General features: G+C 45.6%; 18 protein-coding genes. 9 read left to right on the top strand and 9 right to left on the bottom strand.

Going from position 1 to position 11,730, the window contains the following annotated elements; all coding sequences use genetic code 11:
• Nucleotides 1-320: 320 nt before the first annotated feature.
• Together FN808_RS18460 and FN808_RS18455 are read right to left on the bottom strand one after the other, a co-directional pair.
• Nucleotides 321-557 carry a Sec-independent protein translocase subunit TatA/TatB gene (locus FN808_RS18460; protein WP_142716100.1) on the bottom strand — a complete coding sequence of 79 codons (237 nt, stop codon included), beginning with the start codon at nucleotides 555-557 and terminating at the stop codon, nucleotides 321-323.
• Between the two features lie 80 nt (nucleotides 558-637).
• Nucleotides 638-1,006 carry a hypothetical protein gene (locus FN808_RS18455; RefSeq protein WP_142716099.1) on the bottom strand — a complete coding sequence of 123 codons (369 nt, stop codon included), beginning with the start codon at nucleotides 1,004-1,006 and terminating at the stop codon, nucleotides 638-640.
• 119 nt (nucleotides 1,007-1,125) lie between these two features.
• Here FN808_RS18455 and FN808_RS19395 point away from each other — a divergent pair, with 119 nt between their 5' ends.
• Nucleotides 1,126-1,251: a hypothetical protein gene (locus tag FN808_RS19395; RefSeq protein WP_281280793.1), complete on the top strand. Its 126-nt coding sequence runs from the start codon at nucleotides 1,126-1,128 to the stop codon at nucleotides 1,249-1,251.
• Nucleotides 1,252-1,762: 511 nt separating this feature from the next.
• Here the strand turns inward: FN808_RS19395 and FN808_RS18450 are convergent.
• The 3 genes from FN808_RS18450 to FN808_RS18440 all read right to left on the bottom strand — a co-directional run bounded on the left by FN808_RS18450 (nucleotide 1,763) and on the right by FN808_RS18440 (nucleotide 4,683).
• Nucleotides 1,763-3,217, bottom strand: a complete 1,455-nt coding sequence (locus tag FN808_RS18450) for a potassium/proton antiporter (protein WP_142716098.1) — start codon at nucleotides 3,215-3,217, stop codon at nucleotides 1,763-1,765.
• Nucleotides 3,218-3,225: 8 nt separating this feature from the next.
• Nucleotides 3,226-4,149, bottom strand: a complete 924-nt coding sequence (gene secF / locus FN808_RS18445) for a protein translocase subunit SecF (RefSeq protein ID WP_142716097.1) — start codon at nucleotides 4,147-4,149, stop codon at nucleotides 3,226-3,228.
• A 138-nt stretch (nucleotides 4,150-4,287) separates the two neighbouring features.
• A complete protein-coding gene (locus FN808_RS18440) occupies nucleotides 4,288-4,683 on the bottom strand; it encodes a hypothetical protein (RefSeq protein WP_142716096.1) in 396 nt (131 codons plus the stop codon).
• A 298-nt stretch (nucleotides 4,684-4,981) separates the two neighbouring features.
• Between FN808_RS18440 and FN808_RS18435 the strand changes: the two genes are divergently transcribed.
• The gene (locus FN808_RS18435) at nucleotides 4,982-5,641 is read left to right on the top strand and encodes an AAA family ATPase (RefSeq protein ID WP_142716095.1); all 660 of its coding nucleotides are present in this window, start codon (nucleotides 4,982-4,984) and stop codon (nucleotides 5,639-5,641) included.
• Complete coding sequence (locus FN808_RS18430) at nucleotides 5,634-5,939, top strand: hypothetical protein (RefSeq protein ID WP_142716094.1); 306 nt, start codon at nucleotides 5,634-5,636, stop codon at nucleotides 5,937-5,939. Before FN808_RS18435 ends, FN808_RS18430 begins: the two co-directional genes overlap by 8 nt.
• Nucleotides 5,940-5,966: 27 nt before the next feature.
• On the opposite strand, the gene FN808_RS18425 is transcribed toward FN808_RS18430, so the two are convergent.
• On the bottom strand, nucleotides 5,967-6,950 hold the full coding sequence (locus tag FN808_RS18425; RefSeq protein WP_185958501.1) for a replication initiation protein: 984 nt from the start codon (nucleotides 6,948-6,950) through the stop codon (nucleotides 5,967-5,969).
• 455 nt (nucleotides 6,951-7,405) lie between these two features.
• On the opposite strand from FN808_RS18425, the gene FN808_RS19055 reads away from it, so the two are divergent.
• The 6 genes from FN808_RS19055 to FN808_RS18400 all read left to right on the top strand — a co-directional run bounded on the left by FN808_RS19055 (nucleotide 7,406) and on the right by FN808_RS18400 (nucleotide 10,282).
• Nucleotides 7,406-7,582 carry a hypothetical protein gene (locus FN808_RS19055; RefSeq protein WP_185958500.1) on the top strand — a complete coding sequence of 59 codons (177 nt, stop codon included), beginning with the start codon at nucleotides 7,406-7,408 and terminating at the stop codon, nucleotides 7,580-7,582.
• A gap of 367 nt (nucleotides 7,583-7,949) precedes the next feature.
• Nucleotides 7,950-8,300: a plasmid mobilization protein gene (locus FN808_RS18420; protein WP_185958499.1), complete on the top strand. Its 351-nt coding sequence runs from the start codon at nucleotides 7,950-7,952 to the stop codon at nucleotides 8,298-8,300.
• Nucleotides 8,297-9,352, top strand: coding sequence for a relaxase/mobilization nuclease domain-containing protein (locus FN808_RS18415; protein WP_142716091.1), 1,056 nt, complete (start codon nucleotides 8,297-8,299; stop codon nucleotides 9,350-9,352). The genes FN808_RS18420 and FN808_RS18415 overlap by 4 nt, the downstream gene beginning before the upstream one ends.
• A gap of 2 nt (nucleotides 9,353-9,354) precedes the next feature.
• Nucleotides 9,355-9,675 carry a hypothetical protein gene (locus tag FN808_RS18410; protein ID WP_142716090.1) on the top strand — a complete coding sequence of 107 codons (321 nt, stop codon included), beginning with the start codon at nucleotides 9,355-9,357 and terminating at the stop codon, nucleotides 9,673-9,675.
• Nucleotides 9,676-9,770: 95 nt separating this feature from the next.
• Complete coding sequence (locus tag FN808_RS18405; RefSeq protein ID WP_142716089.1) at nucleotides 9,771-9,953, top strand: hypothetical protein; 183 nt, start codon at nucleotides 9,771-9,773, stop codon at nucleotides 9,951-9,953.
• On the top strand, nucleotides 9,953-10,282 hold the full coding sequence (locus tag FN808_RS18400; RefSeq protein ID WP_142716088.1) for a type II toxin-antitoxin system RelE/ParE family toxin: 330 nt from the start codon (nucleotides 9,953-9,955) through the stop codon (nucleotides 10,280-10,282). The genes FN808_RS18405 and FN808_RS18400 overlap by 1 nt, the downstream gene beginning before the upstream one ends.
• A 211-nt stretch (nucleotides 10,283-10,493) precedes the next feature.
• Here the strand turns inward: FN808_RS18400 and FN808_RS18395 are convergent, their stop codons facing one another.
• The 3 genes from FN808_RS18395 to FN808_RS18385 form a co-directional block, all read right to left on the bottom strand.
• Complete coding sequence (locus FN808_RS18395; protein ID WP_142716087.1) at nucleotides 10,494-10,865, bottom strand: type II toxin-antitoxin system PemK/MazF family toxin; 372 nt, start codon at nucleotides 10,863-10,865, stop codon at nucleotides 10,494-10,496.
• On the bottom strand, nucleotides 10,862-11,089 hold the full coding sequence (locus FN808_RS18390; RefSeq protein WP_142716086.1) for a DUF2281 domain-containing protein: 228 nt from the start codon (nucleotides 11,087-11,089) through the stop codon (nucleotides 10,862-10,864). Before FN808_RS18390 ends, FN808_RS18395 begins: the two co-directional genes overlap by 4 nt.
• 102 nt (nucleotides 11,090-11,191) lie before the next feature.
• Nucleotides 11,192-11,730, bottom strand: a 539-nt coding sequence (locus tag FN808_RS18385) for a recombinase family protein (RefSeq protein ID WP_142716085.1), incomplete at its 5' end; no start/stop codon positions are given.

The following is an 11,730-nucleotide window of genomic DNA, read 5'->3' as shown; positions in this document are numbered from 1 at the left end:
CCCGGCTTCGGCGTCGGCCAGCAGGCGTGCGGCATTTTCCCGATCCTCAAAGGCGAGCATGCCGGAGACTTTATCCCAATACACCTCCCCTTCTTTGCCCTCGATCTGGCGGGAAATATTTTGCTCAAACGTAGAAACGCGGACGTAGGTGGCTTTCATAATATCGATGTGTTTTATTACCAGGTAACGTACCGAAATTAGGGTAATGTATTCAATACTGCAATAGCAGCCCGTAGAAAGCGATTCTGAATCCGGAAAACCGTACCGATTTAGGGTATACCCTAAATTGAATACATCTAGCAAAATTAGAACCAACGCTGCTATGCTTGTTTTTGGTTACTTGTTTTGCTGTTAGTGGGCTCTTCATTCGAGCTGGCATCCGAGTCACCCCGTTGTGCTTTTTCAAACTCGCTTTGAAGCTCTTGTGACGCTTTTTTAAACTCTTTCATTCCCTGACCCAGACCACGGGCCAGTTCAGGAATTCGCTTAGCACCAAAGAAAATAAGGATGACTAATAGTATCACCATGATTTCTGTTGCGCCGATTGAATTGAACATAATAACTCCTCTATGATTTATTTTTGTGGTTGGACTATATTTGGTTGAAGGTAGATTGCTCTCTTTCCTCCGTAGATTTATCAGGTGATGTACTTATTGATAGTTGATTCCCACTGTTTGGCCAGCTTTTTCTTGGCTGTTTGGTTACTATCCAGCTTAAACGGAAGCCGGTATAAGGTATCCGATCCCTTACGTTCCAGGATAAGGTCCAGCTGGGGCGCATCACCACGTGGGGTATCCGTTTCAGATAGGGTGCATGTTTTCAGGGAACTAAATTTGATAAGTATATCTTTGCTTTCATTGAGAGTTGTATAGAATAAATACTTGCAATCGGTATCAAGGCCAATCGCATAGGTATCGTCCCAGATATCAGACTGTTTGAGGCTTGTCCCTTTGCCGAAAGCCATTTCTTTTAACTGGCTTCCCAACTTGTGTTTATTTTTGACCATTTGATCATAAATGATCGGAATAAGAAATATTGATAAGGCAATTATGCCAATTATAACGCTCCATGGTTCTATTTTCATCTTGATATAAATTTGTTGTTATAAAGTACAGCCGTCCCATTATGGATCTGTTAGAACAACCCATGGGCAGGCGTTTGGAAAAATATGTGACGGGGATTCCCGGATGGATCATCCGGAATATTTTATATCAAGTAGAGCTACAGAAAGCTGTGGAAGGGAAAAATTAACTTCTTAGTTGACAGGCTCCGGGCTATCCTTTTTGAAAAAGCAAGGTAATACGAAGCCTGGTCTTTATGCTTGGATCTTTCGGCTATAGAGCCGCCGTATCCTCCAGCTGAGTTTTTGCCAGGTACGGGTTCGGGCGGCTTATTAGATGATATAAGCAACCATGCGACCTGCTGCTGAAATGCAACCAGAGCAGGATCAGCGGCCGGAAGAGCGTCATCAGATTGATGGGTATGCACCGAAGCTATTCCTCCGGTAGTATGTGGGACAACCAGAGGTTGATTGCCAATCACACTGCTTGGTGATAGCAGGATCGCACACAAAGCCGCTATTTTATACAAGGCATTCACAACCAATAATGTAGGTAGAAGTCAGTTTTAAAGCAATATAAAGAGGGCATGTGTGCCATCAGGGATACTTTGCTCTTCCTTTTATAGCTTCTGAGAATACTACAACAAAAATGGTTAAAGTTAGATATCAGTCCAATCCAAATGCTTTCCATAAAGGCACTATTTATTGCTTTAAGAGGCGCTTAATCTCGCTAACCTGATTTTTGTGGGCTAAGACCAATAGCTTATCCTGGGCTTTGAGCTCCGTGGTCCCGCGGGGGACCAAAAAGCTTCCCTCCCGGTTGATAATGACAATCAGCGCATCGTCTGGAAATTCCAGCTCAACAACCTGTTTGCCAATGACCGGGTCGCCGTTTTCAATGACGATCTCTTTGAGGGCACTTTTGGTATCTACGGAGGGCTCAAACTCAATCGGAAACCGTGTTTTCGGGAGGATGGGGGAATCTACGTGCAACCATCGGGCGATCGCCGGAATAAACGGGCCTTGCACAAGAACCGAAGTGACGACCACAAAAAAGACAATACTAAAAATAAGTTCGGCGTGTTCCAGCCCGGCCCCCAGCGGAAAAGTGGCCATAATAATGGGGACAGCCCCTCGCAGGCCCGTCCAGGAAACCATGAGCTTGGACCGTGGTTTAAACCGGCTAAACAGCAAGGCCACAAATACACTGACCGGCCGGGCAAGGAGGATCAGCACCAGCGCCACCAGCAGGCCGGTGCCTGCAATAGCCCATACCTGTGAGGGAAAAACCAACAAACCGAGGGTGAGGAACATCGTGATCTGCATCAGCCAGCCCAGCCCGTCAAAAAAGTTCACCAGGCTGCGTTGGTGAATGAAGTTGGCGTTCCCCAATACCAGCCCGGCAATATAGACGCCCAGGAACCCACTGCCTCCCAATAAATCAATTGTGGCATAGGCCAACGGAACGAAAGCCAGCGTTAGCACGGGATACAGCCCGTCATATTCCAGGTTGATCCTGTTGATACTCCATGTCATGGCTTTGCCAAAGAGGTAGCCGCCGGCAGCCCCGAGGATCATCTGCTGGAAGAATAATAAGGTCAGGGCCCCCCACCCAAAATCAGGCATTGTCAGCAGCCGGATGACCCCGATCGCCAGGAAGATAGCCATCGGATCATTGGTTCCGGACTCAAACTCCATGAGTTCTTTGAGGCGATATTTAAAGCCCAATGCTTTAGACCGCAGGACCGAAAAGACGGCGGCGGCGTCCGTGGAAGAAACAATGGCCCCCAGCAACACGCCTTCAAGGAGGCTGAAGCCCACCAGCCAGCTGGCAAATCCTCCCACAATGAGGGCGCTTACCAATACGCCGATGGTCGAAAGGGCTATGCCCGGCTTGATAATTGGCCGTATCTTGGTCCACCGGGTATCCAAGCCCCCCGAAAACAAGATATAGATAAGGGCAATGATCCCCAGGGATTGGGCCAAGGGATAGTTGTCAAAGTAGATCCAGTTTAACCCATCAGAGCCTACGATCATGCCAATACCCAAGAAAACCAGCAATACCGGGATTCCGAACCGAGTAGAGAGCTTACTCGATACAATACTCAGTAGTAATAGCAGGGCTCCGATGAGCAGATAAAGTGACAGCAAGGCCATGGATTTAGTTAGCGCTGAAGTTCCTTTTTATAATATCTCTCATGGAGCTCAAGCGCAATATTACTTGCGATAACGACAGAGCTGTAGGTACCGACAATGAGGCCGATTAAGAGGCTAAAGGTAAAACTTTTCAGCGATTCGCCCCCGAACAAAAATAGTACCGTAACCACAAATATGGTCGTGAGGGAGGTGATTGTGGTCCTGCTTAGCGTCTCATTAATGCTTTTATTGATTAACGTCTCGTAGGTTTCTGATTTATACTTGGTCAAGTTTTCTCTAATCCGATCAAAGACCACCACCGTATCATTGATCGAATAGCCTACGATCGTTAAAAAGGCTGCAATCATGGGCTGGTTGATTTCCAGTGAGAAGGGCATAAACCCCTGGAGCAAGACGACTATTCCCAGCGTAATTAGCACATCGTGAGCCAGGGCAAGAATTGCTCCGACCGAAAAGGTCCACTGCTTAAAGCGAATGAGGATATAGATAAAGATGACCGCCACCGAAAACAGGATGGCCTGGATGGCGCTTGCTTTTAAGTCATGGGCAAAACTGGGGCCAACCACATCCGTTTTTATAAACCGAACCTCATCGCCGGGATACAGCTGTTGCGTAGATTGGCCAATGAGGTCCTGCAGGTGGTTGGTGGCCTTGTCGGAGTCAACCAGAACGAGGACCTCGGTAGGCGAGCCAAAGGTTTTGACTTCAGGGGCCTTGCCTAAGGACTGCGTCAGGTTCTGTTTGATTGCTGTTATGTCGGGCTGGGTCTGGAATTCCAGGACAAACTGTTTGCCCCCGGTAAAGTCAATGCCATACTCCAGTCCTCGAATTGATATGGTCAAAATAGCAAGAACAATAAAAAATCCGGAAACCAAATATCCAAGGTAGCGATAGGACGTAAAATTATAATTAGGGGTTTCAAACCATCTCATAGAAAGCTCCTTATATTTATAAATAATAAACTGATAATAACGATGTCGGGCGGCGGCCGGCTCTGCTAATAGATTGGATATAGTCCTCTCCCGGGAGGTGCTATCGTTTCGTACAGGCCAGCATGTAAGAGGCGAGTGCTAAGGAGCATTGATAGCCGTACCACTCATAAAGGGAATGGTAGCCAGGAATGTAATACCATGTTCAAGCGAAATAAGGTGATAGGAGGTCCTCCATGTTTGCGAAGAGCCATAATATGAGCTGTGCAGGACGGATTGCCCCCCGATCCCCGAAAAGAGATGTTCAAAAGAAAGCAGATCCACTTGGGAGGTCGGTCCGGGAATACGGGCCACCCCATTATCTGCCTTGAAGTCATTCCAGTTTAGCTGAGCTTTTTCAATAGCAGACTGCGTCGGAGCCGGCTGGTAAGGTACGCCCCTTTGAGGGGAATGGGCGGAAGCAGGATAACTAATCGCCCCGGCCAAGAAAAAGGCGAAGAGAAAAGAAACGACAATGGATGGTTTCTTTAGAGACATTACAGAATGAGTACTACCTATGGAACTCGTTGCTACTTTGATTAAGTTGTTTTCCTGCTTGTTAAACTCCAATATAACCTATTTGGGAATGGCAAGAAAGGCCAGTGGTTATCACAATCTGTATACGTTCCCTCCCCTGCCCTAAAGAAGCGATAATACAACATACCCCCAGCCATCTATTAGTTAGATCAATAACTTCAACTGGCCTTATATACTATATATAAGATATATAGGTTTTATTTATTATATTTTTTATATAGGTTATATTTGTAATATATAACTAACCTAAAGATAAAGAATGATTGTTCTTGTTGGAGGTAAAAAAGGTGGCACCGGCAAAAGTACGATATCTACCAATTTAGCCGCCCTACGGGTTGAAAAAGCAGGACATAAGAACCTACTTTTGATCGACACGGATTCCCAGGGAAGTACAGCCGACTGGGCATACTACCGGAAGGAGTCCGGAAAGGATGGGATTGAATGTATCCAGCTATTTGAAAAAAGAATAGTTACAGAAATCGATTCAAAGGCAAAACGGTATGAAGATATCATTATTGATGCTGGTGGCCGGGATTCAAAGGAATTACGCTATTCCATGACGGTAGCCGATGTGATGTTGGTACCAGTAGGCGCTTCACAATACGATTTAAATACTATCGTCGATATTGATGAGCTGCTTGAACAAATTCGGACTATTAACCCGGATCTAACATGCTATGTTGTTATCAATAATTTTCCCAACCATGCCAAGCTTACCGAAGGGGCGGAGGGCATTGAATTTTTAAAACAGTTTGATAATGTCATCCCAATTGAATTTATCATTCATCACCGAATTTCTTTTAACCGCACGGCTAAGGAAGGATTAGGAGTAAATGAACTAACAAACAACGGTACCATAGCCGATCCTAAAGCACTGGATGAGATAACAAAACTATATGAGGTGATTTATCATGAGTAAGAAAGGATTTAGGAATCCACGAAAGCGAGACCAGGAGGCCGTTGACCAATTTGCCGAAGGGGCTGATGTGAGTACCAACACCGAAAATACGAAAAGCCAGGAAGCCCCAGAAGAAGAACATACACAACAACCTTTTTATACTACGCTGCAACCTCAGTTTAAAGAAATTATCCAAGCAGCAGCTTATTACGAGCGAATTTCTCAACGAGAAGTAGTTGAGCAAGCACTTGAATCATATTACTCAGATAAACAACAAAAGCTTCAAAAAGCGTTAGAGGCATACCGAGAAAGCCAATAGCAGCATTTTTATACAAGGAAAAGGACCTCACGCATTAAAGTTTGATATTGTTTTATCGAACAAATTAAGAGCCCAGGCTTCCGGATTGTTCACGGGTTGAGCATTTCCATTTTTGCCATCCATAATACGTATCTCTGTCTTATGGACCAGTTGCTGAAACACTTGTTTGTCATCGGTATATTCCTCCAAGTGGCGGAGCACTTTTTTTACATTTGAATCACTAAATCCACAGATCTCACGCAAGTTTTTTTGAAGTGTTTTATGTTTGCTCATGTCAACTGAAGGAGTACTAAAATCCATTTCCACTTGCTCCGGATCTTTTACTTCAATATCAAAAATTAGCCGCTCTATCTTGCGTCCTTTTTTTGCTTTAATTTCCTCCCAAGAAAAATTCATGTTGGTATGCTTTTCCACATCTTTTTGGGCTTGCTCTAAAACATAGGTCCGAAGATGCGCAAAGTTTTCATATTTGTTTTGTAAGTTGAGTTTTTCCCGGAGCTCCTCGACCGACATCAATCGTATTCCCGTATCAGCAAATTGGTATAATAATTCATAAAGTCGTTGGCCATACGTGGATCGGCAGGCAATAAGTTCAACGACTGGCACACGGGTAAAATATCTCTTTAGGTCAATCAGCATATCTCGAATATCAGGGTGTAAATCCACATAGATTTGACCAGTACCTTTAATGTGTTCAACCTTAGAAATAAGGTTAAGCCGAATAACCGTTTCCCGACCGTTCATTTCACCCGAATAGCGAACAATTTTTGCCATTATTTCCTCTACTTCATTGGCTACACGATGATAAATATCCTGACTTGTTCCAGGCACCAAATCAGTTAGATCAATGTAATAGCGTTTATAATCTTTGTCCCCTTTCTTTATTTGCTTAATGGCCAAGTAAAAAATACGCTTCTGGATAAGGCTCAGTGATTGCTGAGAATTAATCAGCTGGTTATGCTGAGTTGCTACCTGATCATCGGCATATTTAGGAAGATCCTTTTTTTCCACTGTAAGAAATTCGGTGTTATTTGTTAGGAGTTTAATAACAACATACAACAACACCTATTGTAAGAAATTCGGTGAACATTGTAAATGGTTTAAAAGTTACTAATAACGCACACCGTTTTTCTTACAATAGCACACCGTTTTTCTTACAACTCACACCGGTTTTCTTACAAACACTATATATAGTACAATAAAGAACAATATTCACAATTGCGCGCGCGAGGTAGAATCACCTCGGCGCTCCGGGAATCTTTTAATATTTATATTTTTTCTTCTTTCTCTTACAGGATGATGCATGATGCCCAAATCTTCCTAGACGAGTGGAACCCATAGTAGATCACATGCACCCCTGGGAGTGCATGTATTTTATCGCTTAAAAAATTTGAAACCCTTAGAAGCGAAATTTGGACGCTATTTTTTGTTACCTTGCTCTAAATGTCAAAAAAAGGCCCCAAACCATGAAAAACGACAACGAGGAACCTTGCATCGAGGGCTTTAACGCTGTAGAGTGGAGCCGACAGGTCAGGCTCAATTTTGGAAAGAAGTGGACCGACGAAAACGGGAATCCGGATTTTGATAAATTGCGAGAGCTTCTAAGTAAAGATCGGAACAGTGATTCCAGCACTTCTCAATAAAACCATACTCCAGGGCAGCGGGGGGTACAAGCAGGTTACGAACTGGCGCTATCCTGTCAAGGGTTTCACGAGCTGCGTCGAGTGGAACTCGTCTTGCCCTTGACAGGATGCTTTGTCCAGTTCGTTTTTTCCAGTACCCCCGATAGCCGGGGTATGGTTTCCCGCCTGGTACACAACGATGGCCGAGTCCGGCCATCATCCTCACCTGTCGGTTGCGGCTATCCGGATTTCTTTGTTACTTGGGCTATTAACGTAATTACAGATCCGGATAGAGCAAGTTAGGTTTTGTGGTACCAAAAAACTGGCGTTTTCTGTGCACAAAACAACTTGTTTTTTCGCATCAAAGATGCTCAAAAAATCGTCCACCATGGAAAAGTTCGTCCCCTACAATCCCGACGGCCGCCCGAAGCTGGACCCGGAGGAAAAACGGTCGGAATTGCTAAAATCCTACGTCACCCCAGCGGAGGCAGATCTTATCAAATTGAAATGCTCGTTGGCCGGCATGTCGATCAGCGATTTTTTGCGATCGTTGGCACTGGACCAAGAGATCGACACGTCGGCCAACCCCGAAGAACTAAAAAAAATTAGAGCCGATTTGGGGAAGATCGGTAGCAACATTAATCAAATTGCGCGGGCCGTCAATTCCGGGGAGGAATTCGACGAAGAGCGCTTTAAAAAAATGGCTCATTGGCTTGTCCAAACCGTTGAACAATTATGATTGCTAAATCCACCACCGGCAGCAGCTTTCGGGGCTTGGCCAATTATCTCGAGGGCGAGCAAAAAATAGCATTTAAAGAAGCCCATAATTTGGCGGGTGACCACAAAGATCATTACGTGCGAATGATGGAGGATACCGCCAGCATGAGTAAGGCCGAGCAACCCGTGTACCATGTTTCACTATCCTATTCCCCGGAGGATATCCCAAGCAAAAAAATGATGCTCGAGGACGGCCACCAGGCATTACAGAAACTAGGCTTGGAGGATCATCAAGCCGTTTTTGTGGCTCACGGGGACACCGACCACAAGCATTTGCACATGATGATTAATAGGGTAAATCCCGACAGTGGGAAAGCATGGAATACCTTTGGCGACCACTACAAATTGCGCGGGATTGCCAAGGAGTTGGAACAGCAACGAGACTACCAGAAAACAAGGCTGTTAAATCCCGACCGAGATTTTGAACTCACCAACGGAGAGTATCACCAGATCAAAGAAAACGGACTCGAAAACATGCCCCTGAAAGCCAAGGCTGAATTTTACGAACTCGATACCGTTTTTGACCAGGCGACCAGTTGGGAAGAGCTGCGAGGAGAGTTATCGGAGATCGGCCTCCAGGTGAAGCGCAAAGGCCGGGGCGGCGTTCTCCTTGAGGTGGCCACCGGCCAGACCTTGAAGCTTTCCCGGATTGATTCGGATTTGGGCCGGAACCAATCGCTTGGCCGACTGGAAAAACGGCTGGGCAACCGCAAAGAATTTGAGCAGCTTTTGGAGGCCCATAAAGCCCTTAAAAACCATCTTCCGGATAAAGAGGTTCGCCAAGCTTTTGGAAGGATAGCCCGTGAGCAGTTTGGGAGTGGGAGCATCCGGAAGTCGAGCATGAAGGCGCTGGGTAAAACGCTATCTGCCAGCATCAACATAGGCAAAACTATTAAAGGACTTACCCATTTGGCTAACTCATCAAACCCCATGCGTGGGGTTGCCAAAATGGGATTAGCATTGGCTAAAAAAGTAACCCGAGACTTAAACCAAGACCGAGGATTAGGACGATAATTATGGGACAAAAACGAATTCATAATATCATAGACGAAAAGTTCGGCACCCACTTAGCGGAATTCCAGAAGAAGTTAACGAACAGTATGGAGGAAGCATATTTTGAGCGCATCGACGAGCTCAACCGGCGTACTGAGGAACTGAATAACCGTGCCGACGCATTCGCCAACGCGCTGGATCGGGGGGAGGAACTCACTAAAAAGAATCGTCAATTCGTTGAAAAATACGAGATGAAAATGACCCTTAATTACATGCTGGCTGGCGCACTTGGCGGAGCGATTGGCGGTCTAATTGTCCTGCTTTTGTGGAGTTGGTTAGGATAGTAAGACCGCTAAGAATCCAAACCGGTACAAATTAATTTTATTTCTAATCGTTAAACACCTACATTGCAGTATATTGAACCCGAAACTATGTCATTATGGAACTCACAATCGACAAGAAACGGATCCAACAAGCCATCGATGAGTTGCCCGAAGATGCGACCATCGAAGATGCGTTATATGAACTTTATGTTCTTAGCAAGGTGAGTAAATCACTACAAGATGTTGCTGAAGGCCGGACTATTACGCAGGAAGAGATGGAGAAAAAATATCTGCGTTAATGCATATTCACTGGACCGAAGAGGCCGAGGGGGATATTGACTCCATAGAGTCGTACCTGGAAGGCGAAAAGCTGGATCATGAGACTATTAAGAGCATTATAAACCCTATCATTTTAGCACCGTACAGACTTAAAAAGCATCCGCGGTCAGGCCGGAAAGTCCCGGAAATTAATCATCCGGATATCAGAGAAATACTCCATAAAAAATATCGGATTATTTACGTCCTTTCGGATGAAGAACCGAAGAAGATTCATATTTTGAACGTGATTCATGGACGCCAAGATATCCAACCCTTCCTATCCCAAATTTGGCAACGGTTCCTGAAGTAATTTGTACGCTCCTTCACATATTTATCATCTATCATTTGGGGTTCCGTCTGGAGGTGAAAAGAACTCATTATTAAGGATTGTGAAAAGTTCTCCTACCGGTGGTTCCAATCCCAGTATTCGACCCAACAATTGGGACCGCTGTAATATTGCAGTTCAAATTTTGCCTCTAAGCGGCGATCTCCGAGCAATCGGTATAAGAAGAGGCTTATTTTTAGGCGTTTTTAGCGTTTTCCTCATTGCTGGAGGTGAGCCACCCAGCGAGTTTTTTTCTGAGGCGGTTCAATCGGTCCGGACTGATATGACCGATGCGACCGGCCAGCATGTCAGCTTCAACTACGGCCAACCGACCAGTCCGAATAATACTGGTTCGTTTTAATCCCGAAGCTTCAAAATCAGAGTGCTCTTCGGCTACAATTTCATCAAATCCTTCCAGATACTGATGAGTTTGCGAGGAAATCATGCAGATAAGCCAGTCATCATAGGGGCCGGGGAGGGGGCCTACCAATAGGGCTGGCCGCAGTTTTCCTTCCGAGAGGTCCGTTTGCGGAAAATGAAATAGGACAATTTGTCCTGGCTGTTTCATGAGAAGTGTTCCTTAATATCGGCTGGTGAATAATCAGGCTCCGTTTCAGATTCCATTCCGCGCATAGCCGCTGATAACGATCCTTTGGCCCATTCTCGTCTCTCTTGGTCAATAGGAACCTGCTCGGATTTTTTAACCAGGAATTCCACGAAATCAAGTACTTCTGCCTGTGAGTTTTCCGGCAATCGTTGGAGGTATTGATGTATCTTTTCTGCAACACTCATGGTTCCATTGTTTGTTTAAGGACAACTATTAATATACATAACTCCTCCGTAAAATAAAATGTACGCCCGCCCTTACCACATACCGTTTTGAGGGTACATCATTTACGTATATGCTATCCGTTCCAGGGCTTTTTTCACCCGTTGGACCGTACTTTTGCTTTTGTCGGTGAGCTTGGCCGTCCGGCGAATGGTCTCTCCCTTATTCAATTCGTCGACGATATCTGAATGTTTTTCCACCAACTGGGCGTCCGACAGGCCGGTGCCGCCCGCCCGGCCGTTGTATTTGCCTTCGGCTTTGGCCCGGGCGATGCCTTCGCGTTGGGCCTCTCTTCTATTGTTATAATCGATTTCGGCCAAGGTGGACAGGACCGATACCAACAGTTTGGCCACCGGATTTTGGTCGCCATTTTCGAGTAGGGTATTCAGCCCTTCCTTTTGGGATTTCACGTTCACCCCCAGTTCGGTAAATCGTTTGATGGTCTGCAGCACATTGATCGCGTCCCGGCCCAGGCGATCAATGGAATGGACCTCGACCTCCTTAATTTTCCCGGCTTCGGCGTCGGCCAGCAGGCGTGCGGCATTTTCCCGATCCTCAAAGGCGAGCATGCCGGAGACTTTATCCCAATACACCTCCCCTTCTT

The sequence above is a fragment of the Fodinibius sediminis genome (assembly GCF_900182555.1).
Classification (GTDB): domain Bacteria; phylum Bacteroidota; class Rhodothermia; order Balneolales; family Balneolaceae; genus Fodinibius; species Fodinibius sediminis.
The sequence above is the reverse complement of the archived record's forward strand: the minus strand, read 5'-3'. Positions and strand labels throughout refer to the sequence as shown.

Bases quoted from the DNA above. Each gene is read 5' to 3' on its own strand.
- FN808_RS18460 (WP_142716100.1), bottom strand. From the start codon at position 557: ATGTTCAATTCAATCGGCGCAACAGAAATCATGGTGATACTATTAGTC.
- FN808_RS18455 (WP_142716099.1), bottom strand. From the start codon at position 1,006: ATGGTCAAAAATAAACACAAGTTGGGAAGCCAGTTAAAAGAAATGGCT.
- FN808_RS19395 (WP_281280793.1), top strand. From the start codon at position 1,126: ATGGATCTGTTAGAACAACCCATGGGCAGGCGTTTGGAAAAATATGTG.
- FN808_RS18450 (WP_142716098.1), bottom strand. From the start codon at position 3,217: ATGGCCTTGCTGTCACTTTATCTGCTCATCGGAGCCCTGCTATTACTA.
- secF (WP_142716097.1), bottom strand. From the start codon at position 4,149: ATGAGATGGTTTGAAACCCCTAATTATAATTTTACGTCCTATCGCTAC.
- FN808_RS18440 (WP_142716096.1), bottom strand. From the start codon at position 4,683: ATGTCTCTAAAGAAACCATCCATTGTCGTTTCTTTTCTCTTCGCCTTT.
- FN808_RS18435 (WP_142716095.1), top strand. From the start codon at position 4,982: ATGATTGTTCTTGTTGGAGGTAAAAAAGGTGGCACCGGCAAAAGTACG.
- FN808_RS18430 (WP_142716094.1), top strand. From the start codon at position 5,634: ATGAGTAAGAAAGGATTTAGGAATCCACGAAAGCGAGACCAGGAGGCC.
- FN808_RS19055 (WP_185958500.1), top strand. From the start codon at position 7,406: ATGAAAAACGACAACGAGGAACCTTGCATCGAGGGCTTTAACGCTGTA.
- FN808_RS18420 (WP_185958499.1), top strand. From the start codon at position 7,950: ATGGAAAAGTTCGTCCCCTACAATCCCGACGGCCGCCCGAAGCTGGAC.
- FN808_RS18415 (WP_142716091.1), top strand. From the start codon at position 8,297: ATGATTGCTAAATCCACCACCGGCAGCAGCTTTCGGGGCTTGGCCAAT.
- FN808_RS18410 (WP_142716090.1), top strand. From the start codon at position 9,355: ATGGGACAAAAACGAATTCATAATATCATAGACGAAAAGTTCGGCACC.
- FN808_RS18405 (WP_142716089.1), top strand. From the start codon at position 9,771: ATGGAACTCACAATCGACAAGAAACGGATCCAACAAGCCATCGATGAG.
- FN808_RS18400 (WP_142716088.1), top strand. From the start codon at position 9,953: ATGCATATTCACTGGACCGAAGAGGCCGAGGGGGATATTGACTCCATA.
- FN808_RS18395 (WP_142716087.1), bottom strand. From the start codon at position 10,865: ATGAAACAGCCAGGACAAATTGTCCTATTTCATTTTCCGCAAACGGAC.
- FN808_RS18390 (WP_142716086.1), bottom strand. From the start codon at position 11,089: ATGAGTGTTGCAGAAAAGATACATCAATACCTCCAACGATTGCCGGAA.